Source organism: Desulfobacter sp., assembly GCA_028768545.1.
Taxonomy (GTDB): Bacteria; Desulfobacterota; Desulfobacteria; order Desulfobacterales; family Desulfobacteraceae; genus Desulfobacter.
Genome location: CP054838.1, coordinates 4,051,821 through 4,071,906 on the forward strand (window position 1 = coordinate 4,051,821; position 20,086 = coordinate 4,071,906).

At 49.3% G+C, this 20,086-nt stretch carries 18 protein-coding genes; 8 read left to right on the forward strand and 10 right to left on the reverse strand.

The genetic code is table 11. The features are described 5' to 3' along the window. The first annotated feature begins 7 nt into the window (after positions 1-7). Positions 8-1,204 carry an HD domain-containing protein gene (locus tag HUN05_19605; GenBank protein ID WDP87058.1) on the forward strand — a complete coding sequence of 399 codons (1,197 nt, stop codon included), beginning with the start codon at positions 8-10 and terminating at the stop codon, positions 1,202-1,204. A 97-nt stretch (positions 1,205-1,301) separates the two neighbouring features. Here HUN05_19605 and HUN05_19610 read toward each other — a convergent pair whose 3' ends face one another. From HUN05_19610 to HUN05_19640, 7 genes are all read right to left on the reverse strand, one after another. After that, entirely contained in the window at positions 1,302-2,993 is a 1,692-nt protein-coding gene (locus HUN05_19610; protein ID WDP87059.1) for an FAD-binding oxidoreductase, read from the reverse strand. Next, positions 2,990-4,543 (reverse strand): carbohydrate kinase, encoded by a 1,554-nt coding sequence (locus HUN05_19615; protein ID WDP87060.1) that lies wholly within the window; start codon positions 4,541-4,543, stop codon positions 2,990-2,992. The genes HUN05_19610 and HUN05_19615 overlap by 4 nt, the downstream gene beginning before the upstream one ends. A gap of 1 nt (position 4,544) precedes the next feature. After that, positions 4,545-6,095, reverse strand: coding sequence for a glycerol-3-phosphate dehydrogenase/oxidase (locus tag HUN05_19620; GenBank protein WDP87061.1), 1,551 nt, complete (start codon positions 6,093-6,095; stop codon positions 4,545-4,547). After that, positions 6,082-6,783 (reverse strand): GntR family transcriptional regulator, encoded by a 702-nt coding sequence (locus HUN05_19625; protein WDP87062.1) that lies wholly within the window; start codon positions 6,781-6,783, stop codon positions 6,082-6,084. Before HUN05_19625 ends, HUN05_19620 begins: the two co-directional genes overlap by 14 nt. A gap of 209 nt (positions 6,784-6,992) precedes the next feature. Next, a complete protein-coding gene (locus HUN05_19630) occupies positions 6,993-7,730 on the reverse strand; it encodes a 4'-phosphopantetheinyl transferase superfamily protein (protein ID WDP87063.1) in 738 nt (245 codons plus the stop codon). Continuing rightward, the gene (gene fabD, locus HUN05_19635) at positions 7,727-8,581 is read right to left on the reverse strand and encodes an ACP S-malonyltransferase (protein WDP87064.1); all 855 of its coding nucleotides are present in this window, start codon (positions 8,579-8,581) and stop codon (positions 7,727-7,729) included. Before fabD ends, HUN05_19630 begins: the two co-directional genes overlap by 4 nt. Then, a complete protein-coding gene (locus tag HUN05_19640) occupies positions 8,578-9,072 on the reverse strand; it encodes an acyltransferase domain-containing protein (protein ID WDP87065.1) in 495 nt (164 codons plus the stop codon). The genes fabD and HUN05_19640 overlap by 4 nt, the downstream gene beginning before the upstream one ends. Positions 9,073-9,254: 182 nt before the next feature. Here HUN05_19640 and HUN05_19645 point away from each other — a divergent pair, with 182 nt between their 5' ends. The 7 genes from HUN05_19645 to HUN05_19675 all read left to right on the forward strand — a co-directional run bounded on the left by HUN05_19645 (position 9,255) and on the right by HUN05_19675 (position 17,109). Next, on the forward strand, positions 9,255-11,417 hold the full coding sequence (locus tag HUN05_19645) for a response regulator (protein WDP87066.1): 2,163 nt from the start codon (positions 9,255-9,257) through the stop codon (positions 11,415-11,417). A 182-nt stretch (positions 11,418-11,599) separates the two neighbouring features. After that, positions 11,600-12,241, forward strand: coding sequence for an XTP/dITP diphosphatase (locus HUN05_19650; GenBank protein ID WDP87067.1), 642 nt, complete (start codon positions 11,600-11,602; stop codon positions 12,239-12,241). 10 nt (positions 12,242-12,251) lie between these two features. Then, a complete protein-coding gene (locus tag HUN05_19655) occupies positions 12,252-12,833 on the forward strand; it encodes a nitroreductase family protein (GenBank protein WDP87068.1) in 582 nt (193 codons plus the stop codon). Positions 12,834-12,837: 4 nt separating this feature from the next. Next, on the forward strand, positions 12,838-14,598 hold the full coding sequence (locus HUN05_19660; GenBank protein WDP87069.1) for a radical SAM protein: 1,761 nt from the start codon (positions 12,838-12,840) through the stop codon (positions 14,596-14,598). Continuing rightward, positions 14,595-16,346, forward strand: coding sequence for a hypothetical protein (locus HUN05_19665; GenBank protein WDP87070.1), 1,752 nt, complete (start codon positions 14,595-14,597; stop codon positions 16,344-16,346). Before HUN05_19660 ends, HUN05_19665 begins: the two co-directional genes overlap by 4 nt. Positions 16,347-16,403: 57 nt before the next feature. Continuing rightward, positions 16,404-16,682, forward strand: a complete 279-nt coding sequence (locus tag HUN05_19670; protein ID WDP87071.1) for a hypothetical protein — start codon at positions 16,404-16,406, stop codon at positions 16,680-16,682. Between the two features lie 19 nt (positions 16,683-16,701). Further along, positions 16,702-17,109 (forward strand): 4'-phosphopantetheinyl transferase superfamily protein, encoded by a 408-nt coding sequence (locus HUN05_19675; protein WDP87072.1) that lies wholly within the window; start codon positions 16,702-16,704, stop codon positions 17,107-17,109. A 22-nt stretch (positions 17,110-17,131) separates the two neighbouring features. Here HUN05_19675 and HUN05_19680 read toward each other — a convergent pair whose 3' ends face one another. Genes HUN05_19680 through HUN05_19690 form a run of 3 tightly spaced genes read right to left on the reverse strand, consistent with a single transcriptional unit; the run spans position 17,132 to position 20,082 of the window. After that, complete coding sequence (locus HUN05_19680) at positions 17,132-17,866, reverse strand: response regulator transcription factor (protein ID WDP87073.1); 735 nt, start codon at positions 17,864-17,866, stop codon at positions 17,132-17,134. Next, complete coding sequence (locus HUN05_19685) at positions 17,830-18,852, reverse strand: HAMP domain-containing histidine kinase (protein WDP87074.1); 1,023 nt, start codon at positions 18,850-18,852, stop codon at positions 17,830-17,832. The genes HUN05_19680 and HUN05_19685 overlap by 37 nt, the downstream gene beginning before the upstream one ends. A gap of 9 nt (positions 18,853-18,861) precedes the next feature. Further along, entirely contained in the window at positions 18,862-20,082 is a 1,221-nt protein-coding gene (locus HUN05_19690) for a response regulator (GenBank protein WDP87075.1), read from the reverse strand. Positions 20,083-20,086: the final 4 nt, after the last annotated feature.

Here is a 20,086-nt window from a genome sequence, read left to right on the forward strand (position 1 = left end):
TGAAGACTTGGAAAACCATCGTTACAAAGCCTATTTCAGACTCTTTGCCCAGGTCAGCAAACAGATCCATGCCAACACCGCCACCACGGACATCCTGGTCTGTATTGTGGAAAATATCACCAAAATTCTTAGGGCCAAAGGGGCCATTTTCTGGATTCTCAACACTGCCCAGGAAAAAATCCAGACCAAGATCAGCCATGGATTTGACTATCAAAGCCTGTCCAGGGTTGATTTTCCAACCCTAATGACTTTGTTTGACCCCCAAACCCTTGACCCCATTGCCATCACCGATGCCAGAAATGATCAGCGAATACCCGACCTGGAACGGCTGGGCAAACATCTTATCAATGCCATAACAGGTCAGTATTTTGATATCACCGGCCCGTATAAAGGGCTTTTGGCCGTATATTTCACCGGAAACCAGACCCTGGACAAAACGGAACTGGAGCTTCTCTCGGCCCTCGGGGAACAAGGGGCCATTGCCCTTGAAAAAGCCTTTGGATATGACAAAAAAATGCTGGATCTTTACGGCCAGATCATCCAGGGATTTGCCCTGGCCATTGAGGCAAGGGACCCTGTCACCCACGGCCACTCCCTTACCGTGGCAAGGCTGGCCAAGGCCACGGCCCTGCAGATGGGGCTCAACAAAAAAGAGGCGGATCTGATCCACAATGCAGGCATCCTCCACGATATCGGAAAAATCGGAACCCGGGATAAAATTCTTGACCACTTGGGCAGGCTCTCTGAAAAAGAGATGGACCTGATCCGGCAGCATCCGGTCATCGGGGCGGATATTCTAGGCCCTTTGACATTCTTAGGGGAAATCGCGCCCCTGGTCCGCTCCCATCATGAATTATTCAACGGTAAAGGATATCACGAGGGTAAAAAAGGGGAAGACATTCCTTTGGGGGCAAGGATTCTTACCCTTTGCAATGCATTTGAAACCATGATCACAGGCCGCCCCGACATCCCGAAAAAAGATTTGGCCCAAGCATTGACCCAATTAAAACAGGGGGTCGGCTCCCGGTTTGATCCCAAGGTGGTCAAAGCCTTTTTTGATATGATCAAGTCCGATGACAAAATCCTAGAGATCAATGAATCCATTGACCACTGCATGGACCTTTTAGGCCAGAATATGGAACGTCTGGCAAAACAAAACCAGGTTGAAAAAAAACTGGCCAATCCGTTTTCAGGATTTTTCTAAACCGAAGAATAAAATTTTCCATCCTTGAATTGGGCGCCTCTAAACGCAAAAGGCACTATTCTGGCCACACACTATTTTTCAAACAAAGGAAAACAGATCATCCCCCCAGACCCAGCCCCCCGGGATTCATAATCCCGTTTGGATCCAGATGTGCCTTAAGGGCCCTTAAGATATCCATCTGCTGCTTTCCCAAATGACGTTCCATAAACGGGGCCATCATCCGGCCCACCCCGTGGTGGTGGCTCAAAGATCCCCCGGCCCGTTCAATGGCATCAAGAATGGACTGCTGATAAACTCTAAAGGACTCAATCTCGGTCATCCGGGTAATAAAAATAAAATACAGATTGGTGCCCTGTCCATAGAAATGGGAGGCATGGGTCATGCAGATGGTATCCGGCCTTGCCTTTACCACGGCCCTGACCTCTTGGTGAAGATGGTGAAGATTTTCCCAGCTAGTCGAGCATTCCAAAGTGTCGATCAGCACCCCGTAGTCATTGAGGGCATCCCTCATATAGGGATCTGAGAACCTGCCGTGATACCATTTTTTCATGGGATAGCCGGTAAGATACATCCCTTTGTGCTGCCGTGAAATTTTTTTCACCTGCCTTGTGACATTATCTGCAAATCCTTTTTCACCTTCAGCCTGGCCCATGACAAGACAGCGGCTGCCTTTTTTCATCCCCTTAAATTTAAGAATTTTGTCTAAAATCCCCCCTTCAAGGTGGTACATTTCCATGGCCACATCTGTTTCTTCTGCATCGGATATCCTGAAAATGGCCGGCATGCCGAACCGGCCCTGGCTGATCGTCCGCCCGGCTTTCACGGCAGACTTAAAATCCGGAAACATAAAGGCAAACTGATTATTATTTTGGGGCAGATATTCAAAGACTTTCAGGGTAAGGGAAACCAGAACCCCGAAACTGCCTTCGCTTCCTTTCATAATCTCGTTGACTTTAGGGCCTGTGGCAGTTGCAGGATAGGCAAGGGTCTTAAAACTGCCCGCCGGGGTCACATATTCCTGGGCAATGACCAGATCGGCAGCATCCCCGTACAATGAGGAGGCCTGGCCCGATCCCAAGGCTGCGATCCAGCCGCCCACAGAGGAAAATTCAAAACTTTGGGGAAAATGCCCTCCGGTATAGGCCTTTTGAGCGCCAAGGATCTTGGGTGCCTGATTCAGCATCTCTTCGTAAACAGGCCCCATCATGCCCGGCTCCACAACAATGGTCTGATCTGTCTCATTAAACTCAATCAATTGGTTCATGTGGGTGGACATCACCAGGATCACCCCGCCCCTGGGACAAGAGAGCCCAAAGGTGACTGAACTCCCCCCCCCGTAGACATGAACCGGGATCTTATGTTTGTGACAGATGTTTACCACCCCTGCCACATCCGCCCTGGACCTGGGATGGACCACCAGATCGCAGATTGTTTCCACCCGTTCCTGCCTCAACCGCATTAAATCTTCCATGGCTTTGCCGGAAGCATATTTGAGCCTTTCATATCCGGCCAGGGAAATGTTTTCCCGGCCCACCACCTTTTCTATGGCCTGGACCGCCTTGGGATTCAGGGCAGACGGCAGATCTTGGGGTACAGCCCCCTCCCCTGTACCAGAGGTGACGGCAAAATCCGTGTCTGCCATGGCAAGACCCTTTTGGATCACCTTTAAAAATCCTGAGCTGGGATTTTTAAAGGCATCAGGGGCGCCCCATTTAAAAACAGAACGAAAAGAATTGGGTTCAGGTAAGGTTTCTATCCATTGGGGAGTCTCTTGGGATTTTTTTTTCATTTTTCAGGATATCCTGTTATGGCTTGAATATCTCGGTATAAAGGGGAAAGGGACTTGTACATTTTTTTGTATACCCGCTGGTACAAATCCGCATAAATACTGACATGGTCTGGATTGGGGGTAAATTGCCTGGCAGGCCGTGTCATGTTTGATGCTGCCGAGCAAATACTGTCATAGGCACCGATTCCTTTGGCCGTTAGCACGGCAGCCCCCAGGCCGGAGGTTTCATGGGTGGCCGCCTTGACCATGGGCAGGTTAAAAATATCTGCGGCAATCTGGCAGATGGCGTTGCTCTGGGAAGCTCCCCCTGACAGAACGGCCTGACGAACCTTTACCCGGCCCTTGGCCTGGATACGTTCCATGCCTTCGAGCAGGGCAAATCCCAGGCCCTCGATCACGGCCCGGTAGACATGATCCTTGGTATGGACATCTCCAAACCCGATCATGGCACCCTTGGCATTGGGATGATCCAGGCCCGGCCCCCAATAGGGCTGGACCAAAAGGCCCATGGCACCGGGAGGCGTTCTTTCCAGGCATTGATCCAATAATTGTTCAGGAGCAATCCCCAAAGCATGGGCTGTTTCCACCTCTTTTTGGGCAAACTCCTTTTTAAACCATGAAATCATCCAGAACCCCCTGAAAATCTCCACCTCAGGGTTATAGCACCCGGGAACAGGTGCAGGATAGGGGGGCATCAGAGGGATGGCTTCAAAATATTTTTTTGTTGTGGTCTGAACCGTGGCCGTGGTGCCGAAACTCAACGAAATCATGGTCTGGTCCACCACGCCGGAGCCCAGGGTTTCACATCCTTTATCCGACCCGCAGGCCACCACGGGAATATTGGCCGGAATGCCGGTCAAATCGCAAGCCTCCTGGGTTGTTCGCCCTAAAATTTCTCCGGAAGGGACCAGGCGAGGCAGTTTAGATGCTTCCACGGGAAAAAGCTTGCGGGTCAGCCCCCAGGTCCCGGACCATTTTTGTCTTTTATAATCAAAGGGAAGATGCCCGATCTGGGAGGCGGTTGCATCTGCAAAATTGCGGGTGAGCTTAAAATTTAAAAACCCTGAGACCTGGAGGTATTTATGGGTGGCCTCCCAGATATCCGGCTGATTCTGACGAATCCAATTGCACTTACCCTGGGCCTGGGCCTCCATGAGTTTTGTCTCAAGGCCGGCCAGTTTCACACCGGCATTGAGCAGGCCCGAGACGGCAAACTCAGGTTGGGCCACCCGCTGGTCCAGCCAGACAATGGCCGGCCTCAGCACCCTACCCTCCTCGTCCACATTGATCATGGTGGCCCGCTGGGAGGTCACCCCCACCCCTGCAAGGGAGGCAATGAGTTCAGGGGTTTTCTCCTTTAAAATCCGGCAGGCGTTTACCAGGCTGTCCCAATAAATTTTAGGGTCCTGCTCTGCCAGTCCCGGCCCCGGGCTGACATAGGGAGGATACTCAATTTTCTCGTTGGCAAGCATCCTGCCCTCCAGGCTGAACACAAGGGCCCTGAGGCTCTGGGTGCCGCAGTCAACGGCCAATATGGTTTTAGTTGTCATATCACCCCTGTCCGGGCCGGGGGGAATAGGCCCGGTCCCACAACTGCTTGTAATTTAAGATTTCTGTTTTCCATTGGTCCGGGTCCCAGTCCAGAAAGGGGGAGACCTGTTTTTGGATCCTGTCCATGATGTCCATTCCCCCATTGGGCAAAACCAGGCCGATCCGCACTCGCCGGAGAAGCAGGTCAGACAGATGGCGAACCTGTTCTGCCCTTGCCCCGTGAATCAGTTCTGCCCACAGGGTATGGGAGGATCCCACACATTCACTTGCCCGGGAATTGAACAGATCTGTCATGGCCTCTGCCCTGGCACCGTAGCGGCCCTGAAGTCTCAACAATTGACCAGGGCTTAACCCCAACCTGCCAGAATGCCATTTCAAATGGTCCTGCGGTTTTTTTCCTTTTTCAGGCTTTGGCAGCCAGGCGCCTGCGGCCCGTAGGGCATCTTTTGCAAGCAGGCTGAAGGTGGTCAGTTTCCCTCCGGTCACCGTGACAAGCCCCTTATCCTTCCATACCACATGCTCTCGGGACTCCTTTGATGCCTGTTTTTTCTTTTTGCTCAGCACCGGCCTGACTCCGCAAATGGATGACAGGGCATTGTCAACGCCCAAGTCAAGGTGGGGGAAAATAAACCCCAGTCCTTCCATGAGGTAATCAATCTCCTGGTTTGTGATGGACGGATCCTGTTCCAGATTTCCCTTAAAATCCATGTCTGTGGTGCCGAGCACAAGGCAGCCTTCCCATGGAAAAAGAAAGACCGGCCGCCTGTCTCTGGGATGGATAAATGAAATCACCCGATCCAAGTCAAGACTGTCACCCGGAAAAATCAAATGACTCCCCCTCAGGGGCCGAATGTGAAACCCTTTAACCGGAGAGGGATGAAGTTTTTCTGCAAAGGCACCTGTGGCGTTGATCACCACGGAAGTTGCAATCTGTCTTTGGTTTCCGGTATCAGCCTCTTTGATCTGCACCGCCCTGACCCGGCCCTGTCTGTCCCGGTCAATTTTCACGGCAGCGGTATAATTTAAGGCATGCCCGCCCATGTCGCAGGCATCAAAAATCAACCGGAGTACCAAACGGGCATCATCCACCTGGGCATCCATAAACCCCACGCTTGATGCCAACGCATCCGGACAAATTCCCCGGACCATTTCCAGGGTGGTCTCCCGGTTAAAAAAACAATGCTGGCGCTGCCCTGCCATGAGGCTATAGATGGAAAGCCCGGTTTTAATAGTGGTTTTAGAGGGCCCGTAATTTTTATAGATGGGCATGATAAAATCCAAAGGGGTAACCAGGCCGGGATAGGCCGAAAGCATTCGCTGGCGCTCCTTGACGGCAGACCGTGTCAACAAAAATTTTCCCTCTTTAAGGTAACGCAGTCCCCCGTGGACCATTTTAGAAGATCGGCTGGAGGTGCCCCAGGCAAAATCCTGGGATTCCACCAGCAAGAGTTTTAGCCCCAGGTGAACAGCCCGGTGAAACACCCCGGCACCTGTCACCCCGCCGCCCACGATCACCAGGTCATAGGCAGAATCAATATCATTCATCCTCATGTTCAGCCTCCCAGAGGTCATGGGCCTGGACCATTGCCGATTCAACCAGACCATAAACGTCCTCGCCCTTTTCTATGGCCATTTTAAGGTCTGAATAATATTGGCGAGAGCTTTTTTCTGCTTTTTTCATCATAAAATACCCTTCCCCAAGAAGATGGTATACCCGTGCAAAATCGTTGAATATCATTATCAATACCGGATTCTTTGCCGTTTTCACCATCAAGGTCTGAAGCTCCCAGTCAAACCGGGCAAAAGAGGCCGGATCAAGAGAGGTGGGCAGCCCGGTATCTAAAAATTCAACAATGGCCATGGGATCGTTTTCCACCGCCTGCCGCGCAGCTCCCGGAAGAATCATGCACCTTGCCTTGAGCAGATGCAGAACCATATCCCAGGAAAGATAATCCCCATACTTGGCCAGGGTGGTTAAAATACCCAATCCCCCCTGGGATAAATAATCATTTACCCGGGTAGGCTTACCATGGGCAATGGTGACCCAGCCTTCCCTTGCAAGACGCTGCAGGGTCTCCCTGAGCGTGGGCCGGGTCACCCCGAGACTCTGGGCCAAAACCCGCTCTCCGGGCAGAGCGTCCCCGGGTTCATAGGATCTGTCCAAAATGGCTTCAAGGATCTTGCGCTCTGCAAACTCGGCCGGTTTCAAGGGTTTTTCCATCTGTTCCAATAAAGGCATGTGGTCCTCATAAAATAAATTGTTTCTGGTAAGAGGTCATACCAGTTCCATTTTCCCTTGTCAACCCGCCAGCCCCGCCATGGCAAAAAGCGTTGGTTGATCTCCGGGAATATCAGGTTTTGACAATTGAACGGCACTGCTTCAGCCCCGGAACTGAGCCCTATCGGATGTTTACCCCCTTGAAAGCCATTTCAGCAGGGCCCGGACCTTCAGACCGGCTGAATCCTGTCAAAAGGAACACAATGATAATGGCTAAAATTAATGGGAAATCGGCTTTCAACGGCTGCGGCAATGGTCAGGTTTTGACCTGGCCGCCATCTGAAAAACTGCCACCCCTCCCCTGTTCCGGCCGGGTCTGTAAATTTGATCCTGTCTTGAGGTCCCAAATCAAAGGAAAAACTGTCCAGAGGGATGGACAACCCCTTGGCCCTGGCCTTGATATAGGCCTCTTTTAAAGTCCAGATATCAAAAAGAATCTGATGGCGTCTTGACCCGGAATATTGACGGACCATCTCCGCCTCTTTTTTTGAAAAAAAGCGGTCTGCCACCCCAAGGCTTATGGATCTGTCCACCTGCTCCACATCCACCCCGATCTCATGGGTGATGCCAAGGCCCAGAACCACCGCTCCCGGGGTGTGGGAAAGGTTGAACTTAATATCCAACCCCAGCCGGTCTGCCTGTTCCTTTAAAATGGCGGGCTTGCCAAAAGAGTTGCAAAAAAAAGAAAAATATTCAGGCGCCCTGCCCGTATAGGCTGAGAGCAGATACCGCACCAGGGCCCGGCTCACAAGACTCAGGTGACGGTCCTTTTCAAATCGGTACCGGCCCACTTTTTCACGTTCCTCCCTTGAAAGCACAGACTCATATTCTTTTAACAGAGCTGTGTCATTGATCTTGTCTGCTTTGACATAAAAAAGATGAACCTGGTCTGAATCCAACGAAATCATGATTCGCGGCCTTTTAAAATCGGGGGTATCATACGGGTCAACACCCGTCCCGGCCCTGTTTCCACAAAGGTCGTGGTTCCCTGTCCTGCCATGTAGCGAACAGAGTCCATCCAGCGCACAGGAGAAATCATCTGGCGCCAGAGCAGTGCTTTGATTTCATCCCGGGGATAGGGTTTTGCCAAAACATTGGAGATTACGGGAATCTTTGGCCGGCCAAAGGAAAACCGGTCCAGATATGCCTTGAACTCAAGGGCGGCCGGCTTCATGAACGAGGCATGAAACGCGCCTGAGACCTTGAGAATTACATACCGGGTGCCGGCCATCTGTTCAAACAAGGGTTTGGCAGCCTCAATCCGCTCCCGAAGACCTGAAACAACGGTCTGGGACGGGGTATTGAAATTGGCGATTTCAATATCCGTCATCTTGTTGGTCTCAAGGCAGTCCCGGATCTTATCGGGCCCCGGCCCGATGATGGCGGCCATGCCCCCGTTTTTCGCATTGGCCATGAGCCGCCCCCTTTTTTGAACCAGTTTCAGCCCGGTGGAAAAATCAATGGCCCCTGAGGCGGCCAGGGCATTGTACTCCCCCAGGCTGTGGCCGGCCAGGAAACAAGGGGGGGGAATCCTTTTTTTTTCTTGCTCAGCATAGGCCATGGCATTGACCACAAACATTAAAGGCTGGGTATATTGGGTAAGATCCATTTTTTTTGCCGGATCAGACAAACAGACCTCCCTGACGGAAAACCCCAGAATTTGGTCGGCCTGGCTGACAAGAGAGTCAAACTGGTCAAACAGGTCTTGGCCCATCCCTTTTTTCTGGGACCCCTGGCCGGGAAAAAGAACAGCTCTCATCTTTGAATTTCTTCCTTTTTCACCTTGTTTAAGTTTCGGATTTCATTTTTCACCCGGGTCAAAGTCCTGAAAATTTTAATTTTCCCCGAAAGCCTCTTGTTCTGGCGGACAAATCCTGACATCGCCCCTCCGGGCCCAAGGTCGTAAATGTTCACAAATCCGGAAAAAGGCTCTGGCCCTTGGGTCAATCCCAGGGCCAGGAAGTTCAAGGCCTTTGAAAAAAGCACCGGCGTTGCTCCGATTCTGACCAAAATATCAAGATCCACAGGGCAGAGCAACTGTCCGGTAACACAGGAAATAATATCCATTTGGGGCCTGCCATATAAAAAATTCACCACAGAGCCTAATCCCTGCTGCCTTGGAATCTGATCCAATGCATCCATCCAGGACTTGAAAACAGGCTCTGCCCGATAGAGGCCAGCACCCATGCCCTGGTATTGAGCCCCCTGGCCGGCAAATAAAAAAATGGTTGAATACCGGGTGTTTTTCATTTGAACATGATATCACACCCTGTACCCGGATCCAAACCCCACCCGGTAACGGCTGGAAACATGGGAACAAACCATGGCAATCCCCTAAAATAAATGGTATGATCCCTGGCAGTTATCCAAAAAAGTATTATAAAAAAACATGAAAATAAAATATATATTCCATAAGGCTGACCTGGTTCATAATGGGTACCATTAAACAATTTATCATTAAAAAAACCACGCCGGCGCACCTGACAGCACAAAACGGTATCCACTATTGGCAGGAACGGGTATTGCTCTCCCTGCTTTTGACCATTGCCCTTCTGGGATCTCTCACCTGGATACCCAGCGTTTATCTTTCCATCAAAGAATCCTTGTGGATGGTGGCTGGGGCTGACACCCTGATACTGGGTTTTGGCCTTTTTCTTTTTTTCAAGCCCTCCCTTTCTTACACCTTCAGGGCCGCTGCCATGGCCGGGATATCATACGTTCTGGGGCTTATCCTGCTTTTTACCCTGGGTCCATTTGGTGCAGGCCCTTTGTGGCTGTTTTTTTTCCCCATCCTCACCGGAGTGCTCATGGGGACAAAGCCCTCTGTCTGGGCATTGGTCCTAAACGGATTGACCATTCTTTTTGTGGGAATTTTGATCCAGGTTCACCAAACAGAACTGATGGCCCAGTTCGGGTTCAAATCCTGGGATATTGCCAAGGTAAATCCAGGCATGAAATGGGTGGTCATCTCTGCCAACTTCATGCTGCTCAACATCTTGTCCACCATGCTGGTCACCATTGTCCTGACCGGGCTGCACAAATCTTTGATCGAACTTTCGGTTTCTGAAAAAAAGCACCGGCAAATATTTGAAAATATCCTGGATGTCTATTTTGAATCCAGCCTTGAAGGCACCATCCTTGAAATATCCCCCTCAATTGAGCAGGTCTCTTCCTATGTCCAGACAGAAATCCGTGGAAAGGCCATCAATGAAGTATATCAGATTCCCCAAGACCGACCCTTTATCTTTGATCTTTTGATCAAGGAAAATCAGGTTTCAGGATATGAGCTCGACCTGATGGACAAATCAGGAGAAATTCGAACCTGTTCAATCAATGCCCGGCTGGTCAGGGATGATCAGGACAAGCCTGAAAAAATCATCGGCATTTTCAGGGATATTTCCGAACAAAAAGCCATTGCCCAAAGGGAAAAGGAATTGGAAGACCGGCTCAACCGCTCCCAAAAAATGGAAGCCTTGGGCCTGCTGGCAGGCGGTGTGGCACACGATTTAAACAATGTTTTGTCAGGTATTGTCACCTATCCGGACCTTTTGCTCATGGATCTTCCTGAAAAAAGCCCGATTGCCAAGGGCCTTAAGGTCATCCAGTCTTCAGGATTAAGGGCCACGGAGATCGTTCAGGACCTGCTCACCCTGTCCCGGCGGGGGGTCGTTACCCGGGAGGTGGTGGATCTCAACGAAATTGTACAGGACTTTTTACGGATGCCTGAATATGAAAAAATTCTCTCCTTCCATCCCCATGTATCAGTTAAAACCCATATCAAGGCCACAGCCCCCCAGTTGAAAGGATCAGCCATCCATCTCCAAAAAACCGTGATGAACCTGATCTCCAATGCTGCCGAAGCCCAGAAAGAAGGCGGGGTCATTCAGATTTCAACCCGTAACCAGCATTTGGAAAAACCGGTAAAAGGGTATGATCGTGTCCATGAAGGGGACTATCTGGTCCTGACAGTGGAAGACCAGGGAGAAGGCATTTGCCCTGAAGACGTCAAACGGATTTTTGAACCTTTTTTCACTAAAAAAGTGATGGGACGTTCCGGCACAGGCCTTGGCATGGCCGTTGTATGGGGAACGGTTCAGGACCATGACGGGTATATTGATGTGTCTTCAACCCCGGGCAAGGGAACCCGGTTTGACCTTTATTTCCCGGTCACGGACGACCTGGTCGAGACGTCCATAGACCCCGTTGACTTTAAAGCGCTTATGGGCAACAAAGAAAGAATCCTCATTGTGGATGATGTGGACCACCAGCGGCAGATTGCCCTGATTGCCCTTAAACGGCTCGGCTATGATCCGATTGATGTGGGAAGCGGGGAAGAGGCGGTGCAGTTTTTGAAAAAACATTCCGCAGACCTTGTGCTGTTGGACATGATCATGGATCCGGGCATTGACGGTTTGGAAACCTTTACCAGAATCATTCAATTCAAACCCGACCAGAAAGCCGTGATTGCCAGCGGATTTTCCCAAACCCGCCAGGTTAAAAAGACCATGGCCCTGGGGGCGGGTCAGTATCTGAAAAAGCCCTATACCCTTGAAAAAATAGGGCTGGCCATTAAAAAAGAACTTGCCCGGGCATGACCCGCCCTGTGAATTCCTCTATCCTATCTTTTCCCCCCGGACAAAGATAAATTTTCAGATTCGACTCTTCCGGGACAAATCGGCCAGGCCCAGATTCCACTACTTTACAAACCCTGGGGACATACTTATATTAAGCCCAAATTTTAATGAGCCCCCTCAATTGCCAAAAAAGGAGTTATCACGTGAAACAGATCATTGTACTGGCCTCGACCAATCAAAATAAAACCAGGGAGATTCAGAACGTTCTCAAAGAGTATCCTGTTGAAATTAAAAATCTTTCTGATTTCGGTCCTATCCCGGAAGTCATTGAAGATGGAGAAACTTTTGACGACAATGCCTACAAAAAAGCCTCCTTTACAGCCAGAGTCCTGGGATACCCTGCCCTGGCAGATGATTCAGGTCTGTGCGTGGAGGCCCTGGACAATGCTCCGGGTGTCTATTCTGCGCGGTATGCCGGTGAAGATGCAACCGATGCCCAAAACCTTGCCAAACTCCTTGAGGCCTTAAAAGATGAAGAAAACCGCAAAGCAGCATTTGAATGTGTGATCTCCATTGCCATCCCCACAGGACCAGCTCTGACTTATGAAGCCCGGTGTGAAGGGGTCTTGACCCGAAAACCCCAGGGTGAAAACGGATTTGGATATGATCCCATCTTTTATTTCCCAGAACTCGACAAAACCTTTGCCCAGCTTTCCATGGAAGAAAAAGCCAGGGTCAGCCACAGGGGAAAAGCCTTAACACAAATCACCCAGGAAATGGACAAGATCCTGGACTGGATTGACATCAACATGCCCAGATTTATCAGGGAACCGTGTAAAAAATAAGGAGAACTCCATGGAGGATTTCAAAGCGCTGGTCAAATCAAACCGGTCCTGCAGACGATTCGACAATGATTTCAAGCTTAATTTAAGCACCCTGGAAAATCTGGTGGACCTGGCCCGACATACCGCCTCAGCAGCCAATAAACAGCCCTTAAAATACATTCTTTCGGTAGACCCAATAAAAAATGACCAGATTTTTTCCTGTCTGACCTGGGCCGCCTATCTCAAGGACTGGAAGGGGCCTGAAAAAAAAGAACAGCCCACAGGCTATATCGTTGTTCTAGGCGATTTATCCATTGCAGACAAATTCTGGTGCGACTACGGAATTGCCGCCCAGACCATGCTGCTGGGCGCACGGGCCCAGGGACTTGCCGGCTGTATGTTCGGGGCCATCAATATTAAAAAACTCAGCAATTTTCTGGGCATTGCCGACCATTTAGAGGTCAAGCTGGTCATTGCCCTGGGCAAGCCTGTTGAAAGGGTTATAATCGATGACCTGGAAGACCAGGGTGATATAAAATACTGGCGGGATGACTCATCAGTCCACCACGTGCCCAAACGAAAAACGGCCGACCTGATTGTTAAAGCCTTTTAATCCGGTGAAAATTCTTTTAGTCAATCCAGCCTGTCTGGACCAGCGGATCACAGATGACGACGCAAAAATTGTTCCCATCGGCCTCTACTATCTGGCGGCCCAGGCACTGGAACAAAAAATGACCGCTAACATTCTGAACCTGGCTGACCTGGGCGATGCCCCCCCTGACCCGGGCCAACAAGGCAAGGCTAATCCTTTGTCCGTGTTCAAAAAATATATTAAAACAGAGCCGCCGGATATCATTGGGTTTTCCGTGACCAACCCCAGCCGGATCAATGCAATGGCCTGTGCAACTGCGGCCAGAAAACTTTTGCCCCAAACCATTCTTGTTTTTGGCGGGCCCGCCCCCACCTTTATGGGGGAACATTTTTTCAAGGCCTGCCCGGCTCTTGATATCATAGTACAAGGCGAGGGAGAAACCAGTTTTACCGCCATGATCACGGCGGTAAAGGCCGGCAGGATTCATCCGGACAAAAAAAGGCTCCCCCAGTCTTTTGACCAGATCCCGGGCCTTGTGATCAGGCGAAAAACAGGCCGGGTGGATACAGGCCCGGCTCAACTGCTCAAGGATCTGGATACCCTGGTTCATCCTTCAAAATATTTTGTTTTCCAGCATTTGTCCATGTCCCGGGGCTGCCCGGGCAAATGCACCTTTTGCGGATCTCCGAAATTCTGGGGATCCGCCGACATCCGCCGACATTCGGCAGGTTGGTTTTTTGAAGAGATAAAAACCCTGGCCCGAAAAGGGGTCTCCCATTTTTATATTTCCGATGACACCTTTACCATGGATCGAGAAGCGGTGATCGAGCTGTGCGAAAACATCATCACCGCCGGCCTTTCCATTACCTGGAATGCCATTTCACGGGTGGATTATATTGATGCATATCTGCTCAAATCCATGCGAAAGGCCGGATGCATACAGATCAGCTTTGGGGTAGAATCGGGGTCTGCCAAAATCAGAAAAACCTTGGGAAAACCCATTGACAATGACATCTGCGTCCGCGCCTTTGACCTGGTCAAAGCCCACGGCATCCTGCCCAGGGCCTATTTTATCTACGGATCCCCGGGTGAAAACCAGGCCACCATCGACCAAAGCATTGAGTTGATGGAACGCTTAGGCCCTCTGAGCACGGTATTTTACATGCTGGTCATTTTTCCGGGCACCCATCTGTACACCCGGGCCGTTGAAAAAGGATGGGTCAACGATGATATCTGGTATCAGCAAATCGAAGACCTGCCCTGGTTTAAGGTGGATAAAGATCTGGATTTTACCTGCGTTAAATCCTATGGAGACCGTTTAAGATCCGCTTTTTTCACCAAGGTGGAACAATTTGCCGCCCAAATTGATTTCAAACAGGACAAGGAGTTGTTCCCCTTTCATGCTGATTTTCTCTCCCGTCTTGCCCTGACCTTTTCCCACGGGGAATATTCAAATGACCCCCGGATAAAAGATCCGGACAAAACCGCCCTGGCCCTGTTTGAAAAAGCGTTTGAATACCACCCCGACCCCAGAGCATACCTGGGCCTTGCCATGATCCATCAAAAGGCAAAACTTTTTTCTAAAGCCGTTCATTGTCTTGAAAACGGATTAGCACATTTTCCGGGACACAAGGACCTTTGTGTCTGTATGGGGGTCTGCCTGATGAATCAGGCCCAATTTTCAAAGGCCCTTTCTTTTTTTATCCCCTTTGACAAGGATCCTTGCCTGGGGCATTATATAGATATCTGCAAAAACCGAATTAATTCAAAAGAGAACACGCCATGAGCCAATCCCATAAACTTGCCAACATTGCCCGTCAGGAACTCAAGCGCCAGGACCAGAGAAAAAAAATTTTGTTCAGCGATTCAGAAAAAGCCTTGGACCTGATCTTGGACGCCCCGTCCCCTGCCACCCTGATCCAGTCCTTCCCAGACCAGGATTTATACTATCTCATGCATAAAATCGGGGTTCATGATTTCACCCCGGTGCTGGCCATGGCCAACTCCGACCAATGGGAATATATCCTTGACATGGAGGTCTGGGATGATGACCGCCTGGATCCGGTTATGATGACCCAGGTATTTGCCCTCCTTTACAAGGCAGATCCCCAGCGTCTGCTCAGGTGGACGATTACGAAAAAACCCGATTATATTGAATTTTTTCTCTTTCACAATATCAGTATTTTTGTACGGGAACATGATGAGCTTCCGCCTTCGGATTTTGACGACTATATCACCCTGGACGACAAATTCTACTTTAGGTTTCCAGGCCGGCAGACCCAACAGGATGGGCAGGAAGACCCCCTAACTGGGGATCATCCCCTGGATGAAGAGGCGCCTGAACTCATTGAAAATATGCTCAAGGCCCTGGCTGAAATGGATCTTTCCGTCTTCCACGGCCTGCTTCTTGAAACACCGGCCCTGCTGCCCGCAGAAACCGAAGAGGAACAGTTCAGACTCAAAAATTTGCGGCTTGCGGAAAAAGGATTTTTACCCTTTCATGAAGCTGTGGGCATTTATCAGCCAACCCCCCGGATCAGACACCGTCCGAAGATGGCCGGCCAGGGGCAGTCCCTTGACCGGGACATCCCCCATCCGCCCCTATTCTTTACCCAGTTTATCCAGGGAGACAATCTTTTTGTCCGGGCCTTAGGCCTTGCGGAAAAAGAGGCCTTGATGCTGGACAATGAAATTGCAGCCCTGATCAATAAAGTCATTACCGCAGACAGGGTGAAGATCCAGCACAAAGATGCCGTAAAAAAAACCATAAACAAAACCATGGCGTTTCTCAGCCTGGGTCTTGAGGTGCTTTTAAAACACCCCCCAAAGACAGAAGATGCTGCCCGCCTGATCAACACCTGTTTTCTGGAAGATATTTTCAGGACAGGCTCCAAGGCCAGGATCCAGATCAGAACCAGGGCCAAAGCCTGGTATGAACGAAGTTTTATCAATAAAAACAATTTGCCCTTAAATTTTCTGGACGAATCCTATCTCGGGGTGATCGGCGGCCTGCTCATCCAGCGCCCCATGTTTTTTGCCAACTATGCGGACAAGGAACTCTACCGGGATTTTTCCTCCCTCAAGGATATCCGGTCCACAGAACGGATCTTATCCCAGATCATCAGCCTGGATACATTTCTGAGGGGCCTTGACCTTGATATGAACAGTTTTACCCAAGGGGTGCTCACCTATAAAAGCCTGATTCTGACATTGTGGCTCAGAAACCGAACCGAGCTGGACAAAAAGGGAGAATTCAGTCTTGCCCCGGTTCCCATGGAGACATTCTCAGCCTTTTTTCAAGATCTGTTCAAAGGGAAAACCACCATTGACGAAACCCGGTCAAGGGACCTTGCCATCTGGGCGGCCCAATCCTCAAACATTAGTGAAAAAGACCTGGACCCATCCCTGCAGGTGGTTTTGTACAGCCTGATCCAAGAGGTGGAAGAAGAGTACGGACATGTTCCCCTGTCAGAACTTGATCCCAAATTTATCCCCCTTTTCCTTTTGACCCAGGACCAGGGGATTATAAAATGATCAACCCCGAGCACCTGACAAGGGTCTGAATCTATGGATAGAGGACAAATAGGGACCATGGTCGCCTTTTCCCCTGCCCATGGCATTGAGATCCAGGTACATCTCATCCCGGCGCTGGTAAAGTATCTGTTGAAACAGGCCCTGGATCATGCCTATGCCACGAGCCGGCCAAGGCCTTTTTCACAAAATGATTTTAAAGAACAATTTCTGAGTGACCGGGAACTTGACCGGCTGAATCAATTTAAGGCAATGAAAAAAACAGATCGAATGGCTTTGCGGAAGATTTGCCCTCAAATCTTTAGGACAAAAATTTTTACTGCCAGACCATGGGCTTAAGGATATCCAAATCCGATACATGCCCGAAGGTGCGCCTTTTTTCAAAGCCTTTCCCGATATTTGTGTTTCCCTGTCCCATTCGGGCATTTATACGGGAGCTGCCCTGGCAAAAAGATCAAACACCCGCATGGGAATTGATATTGAAGCGTTAGGCCCAAGGCCGGACAAATTTTTCCTAAACACGGCATTCACATCCAGGGAAATCCAGGATATGGGCAAGTCCCCTTTGGATATATTTTGCCGGTGGACCTTAAAAGAAGCCTACCTTAAGTATATCCGCAAAGGATTCAACAAAAGCCTGCTTGAAGTGGAAGTTCTCCAGAACAAAATATTTGACCAAGGCAGAGACCAGAACCTGGACTGCAGGTCCTGGGAACTTGCCCATGATTTTATCCTGAGCATGGTTTCAGGAAAAAACCATCTTTGAAAAAACCATGCCATGAACCGCTTTAATCATGGTCAAAAATATATCCGACCGACCTGCGGCTTTTAAAATACACGGGTTTTTTGGGCTTGGGCTCAAAATATTTTCGGAATCGGACAATAAAATTATCCACGGTGCGGGTAGAGGTGTCCCTTGAATAGCCCCACCCGGCATTGAGCAGCATTTCCCTGGACAAAGGACGGCCCTTGTGGGCAATGAAAATTTTCAGCAGGGTGACCTCCTGCTCGGTGAGTATGATCTGCCCTGCAACGCAATTGGCTTCAAAGGTGATAAAATTAATTTGATTTTCCCCAAAACAATAGGCATCTCCTTCAAACAGGGAGCAAGTCTTATTTTGTTCTTTTTTCTCCGGGGTGTACCACTCTTTTTTCTTTAACAGCCGGGAAACCCGGAGAAGAAATTCCTCCAGGTCAAAGGGTTTTGACAGATAATCATCCACCCCGTACCTCAATCCTTTGACCTTGTCACAGGTATCCCCCCGGGCTGATAAAATCAACACCGGTATTTTGTCGTCTTCCTGGCGGATGGTTTTTAAGATGGAAAATCCGTCTATCATGGGCAGCATGATATCTAAAACAATAAGATCCGGATGCCAGGTTCTCCATTTTTCAAGACCCTCTATCCCGTCGGGTGCAATGGCTGTTTCATACCCCTGTAGGGTCAGGTTCAACTGAATACCGTCAGCAATATGCGCCTCATCCTCTATGACCAGAATACGCTTTTTCTCAACCGCTTCCATAGCTTTCTCTCTCTGACACTGGCAATACTTGCCCGTGGGATGGTGATGGTGAATTTTGATCCCTTTCCTTTGCCTTCGCTGGATACAGATGCCCGCCATCCATGGATCATGGCAATACTGGATACAAGATAGAGGCCAAGGCCGGACCCGTTGACATTGTCGGCATTGTTCCTGCCGGTCTGGTAAAATTTACGGAAAATCTTTTTGGCTTCTTTTTTATCTACGCCGATCCCGTTATCAATAAAATCAATGGTGATTTTCTGAAGATAGCTTTTGAATACAATTTTCAGCCGGGGGGTTTGGCTTTCATTATATTTAATGGCATTGGCCAGGAGATTCATGAGCAAAATTTCAAACAAAAACAGGTTCACCGGGTATTGAAATTGTCCCTGGCTGGAGTTTTCAATCTGAATATCCATATCCCTGAATATGGATTTATTTTTATCGCAAAAGGCTTCAACCAGGGTGACCAGACTGTCCCTTGTCACCTTTGACCCAAAATTCTGGCTTTCAATTCGGGCCAGATTCAAAATCCGGTCAATATTTTCCGTGAGCCGGTCAATGTCCTTGAGCATATTCTCACTGTATTTTTTAACATCCAAAGGCTCCATGGGGTGACGAATAAAGGTTTCAAGGTAAATTCGCAGGGAAGTGACCGGAGTTTTAAGTTCATGGGTAAAATTATAAATAAAATTATGCTGGAGACGAAACAGGTTTACGGTTTTCTGGTAATAGATAAAGGCCAAAAGAATACCGGCCAAAACAACGGTGATCAGCAGGGTGAGCACCAGGATGGTCATCCCGGTTTTTGAGGGAAAAACAGACTGGGGATCCACACTTAATTTAAGGGCAACAATTTCAAGGACAGACCGGATCTCCATGTACAGCCCCACGGTCAGCACCAAAAAAGTGGCCAAAGCAAAAATAGAACAGGCAAAGATAAATACCGGATGAAGATACCATTTGGAGGGATTTAAAATTTGCATTGACTCTTTTTATTCGCCCAATTTTGAAAAAACCATGGTAAACTTCACCCCTTTTCCCACCTTAGTATCAAGGTTCATGGTCCCTTTCAGGGTCTGTGTCACCAGATTAAACACAATGGACATGCCAAGTCCGGTACCGCCCTTGCCCCGCATGGTGGTGAAAAAGGGATCAAAGGTTTTTTCCTTTTGAGCCTCGTCCATGCCGCATCCATTGTCCTTGTAAATAAAGACCAGGTCCTTGTTTTTCCAAAAAATGTCAATCCCCATTTCTCCGATTTCCATCTCCTTGAACCCATGGATCAGGGAATTGGTAATCAAATTGTTTAAAATCTGGGAAAAGGCACCGGGATAAGAGGTGATTTCAATATCATCGGGGCAAGAAACATTGATGGTATGGCTGGTTTTTTTATACCTGGGCCTCAGGCTCAAAAGGACTTCATCCACATATTCCTTGAGGTTAAACCGCCTGGGTTTCTCGCTGGACTGGTCCACAGCCACCTGTTTGAAGCTGGAAATCAGCTCGGCGGCCCGCTCCATGTTAATGAGGATGGAATTGGAAACTTCCTGAACCGTGCCCAGATAATTTTCCAGTTCACTGCATTTAAGCTCTCCAGATTCATAGAGTTTGAAAAAATCCCGGGTTTTGGCATCCAGAAACGAGGCCGCTGTCACGCCCACACCGACCGGGGTATTGATCTCATGGGCAACGCCTGCCACAAGCTCACCTAATGCCGCCATTTTCTCGGACTGAACCAATTGATCCCTGGCCTGTTCAAGGGTATCCAGAGAGACTTTTAATTCCTGGTTGGCTGCTTCAAGGTCCTGCTGATCCCTGGCCCTGTCCTCTATGAGCTGTTTTCGCTCAAAGGCCTTATCTACGGCATGGAACAAGACATTCATATCCTGGATGGGTTTGATAATATAATCCCAGGCCCCCAAACGCAGGGCCTCAACCGTATCTGCAATATTACCGGCTCCGGATACAATGATAATAGGAATATTTTCATTTTTATCCCGGATCCGGGCCAGTACCTCCAGGCCGTCCATCACTGGCATTCGCAAGTCACACAGGATAAGATCCGGGTGTTCTTTTTCAAATTGTTCCAGGCCTGCCTGCCCATTTTCCGCCTCAACGACCTCAAACCCGAAATCTTCCAAAAACCCAATAACAGAATCCCGGATATAGACCTCATCATCAATTACAAGTATTTTTTTACCTGTATCATTCATATAT

Coding starts and splice junctions, on each gene's coding strand:
- fabD (WDP87064.1), bottom strand. CDS start 8,581: ATGAGAGCTGTTCTTTTTCCCGGCCAGGGGTCCCAGAAAAAAGGGATG.
- HUN05_19645 (WDP87066.1), top strand. CDS start 9,255: ATGGGTACCATTAAACAATTTATCATTAAAAAAACCACGCCGGCGCAC.
- HUN05_19640 (WDP87065.1), bottom strand. CDS start 9,072: ATGAAAAACACCCGGTATTCAACCATTTTTTTATTTGCCGGCCAGGGG.
- HUN05_19610 (WDP87059.1), bottom strand. CDS start 2,993: ATGAAAAAAAAATCCCAAGAGACTCCCCAATGGATAGAAACCTTACCT.
- HUN05_19625 (WDP87062.1), bottom strand. CDS start 6,783: ATGCCTTTATTGGAACAGATGGAAAAACCCTTGAAACCGGCCGAGTTT.
- HUN05_19620 (WDP87061.1), bottom strand. CDS start 6,095: ATGAGGATGAATGATATTGATTCTGCCTATGACCTGGTGATCGTGGGC.
- HUN05_19685 (WDP87074.1), bottom strand. CDS start 18,852: ATGCAAATTTTAAATCCCTCCAAATGGTATCTTCATCCGGTATTTATC.
- HUN05_19665 (WDP87070.1), top strand. CDS start 14,595: ATGAGCCAATCCCATAAACTTGCCAACATTGCCCGTCAGGAACTCAAG.
- HUN05_19615 (WDP87060.1), bottom strand. CDS start 4,543: ATGACAACTAAAACCATATTGGCCGTTGACTGCGGCACCCAGAGCCTC.
- HUN05_19690 (WDP87075.1), bottom strand. CDS start 20,082: ATGAATGATACAGGTAAAAAAATACTTGTAATTGATGATGAGGTCTAT.
- HUN05_19675 (WDP87072.1), top strand. CDS start 16,702: ATGCCCGAAGGTGCGCCTTTTTTCAAAGCCTTTCCCGATATTTGTGTT.
- HUN05_19680 (WDP87073.1), bottom strand. CDS start 17,866: ATGGAAGCGGTTGAGAAAAAGCGTATTCTGGTCATAGAGGATGAGGCG.
- HUN05_19670 (WDP87071.1), top strand. CDS start 16,404: ATGGTCGCCTTTTCCCCTGCCCATGGCATTGAGATCCAGGTACATCTC.
- HUN05_19655 (WDP87068.1), top strand. CDS start 12,252: ATGGAGGATTTCAAAGCGCTGGTCAAATCAAACCGGTCCTGCAGACGA.
- HUN05_19630 (WDP87063.1), bottom strand. CDS start 7,730: ATGATTTCGTTGGATTCAGACCAGGTTCATCTTTTTTATGTCAAAGCA.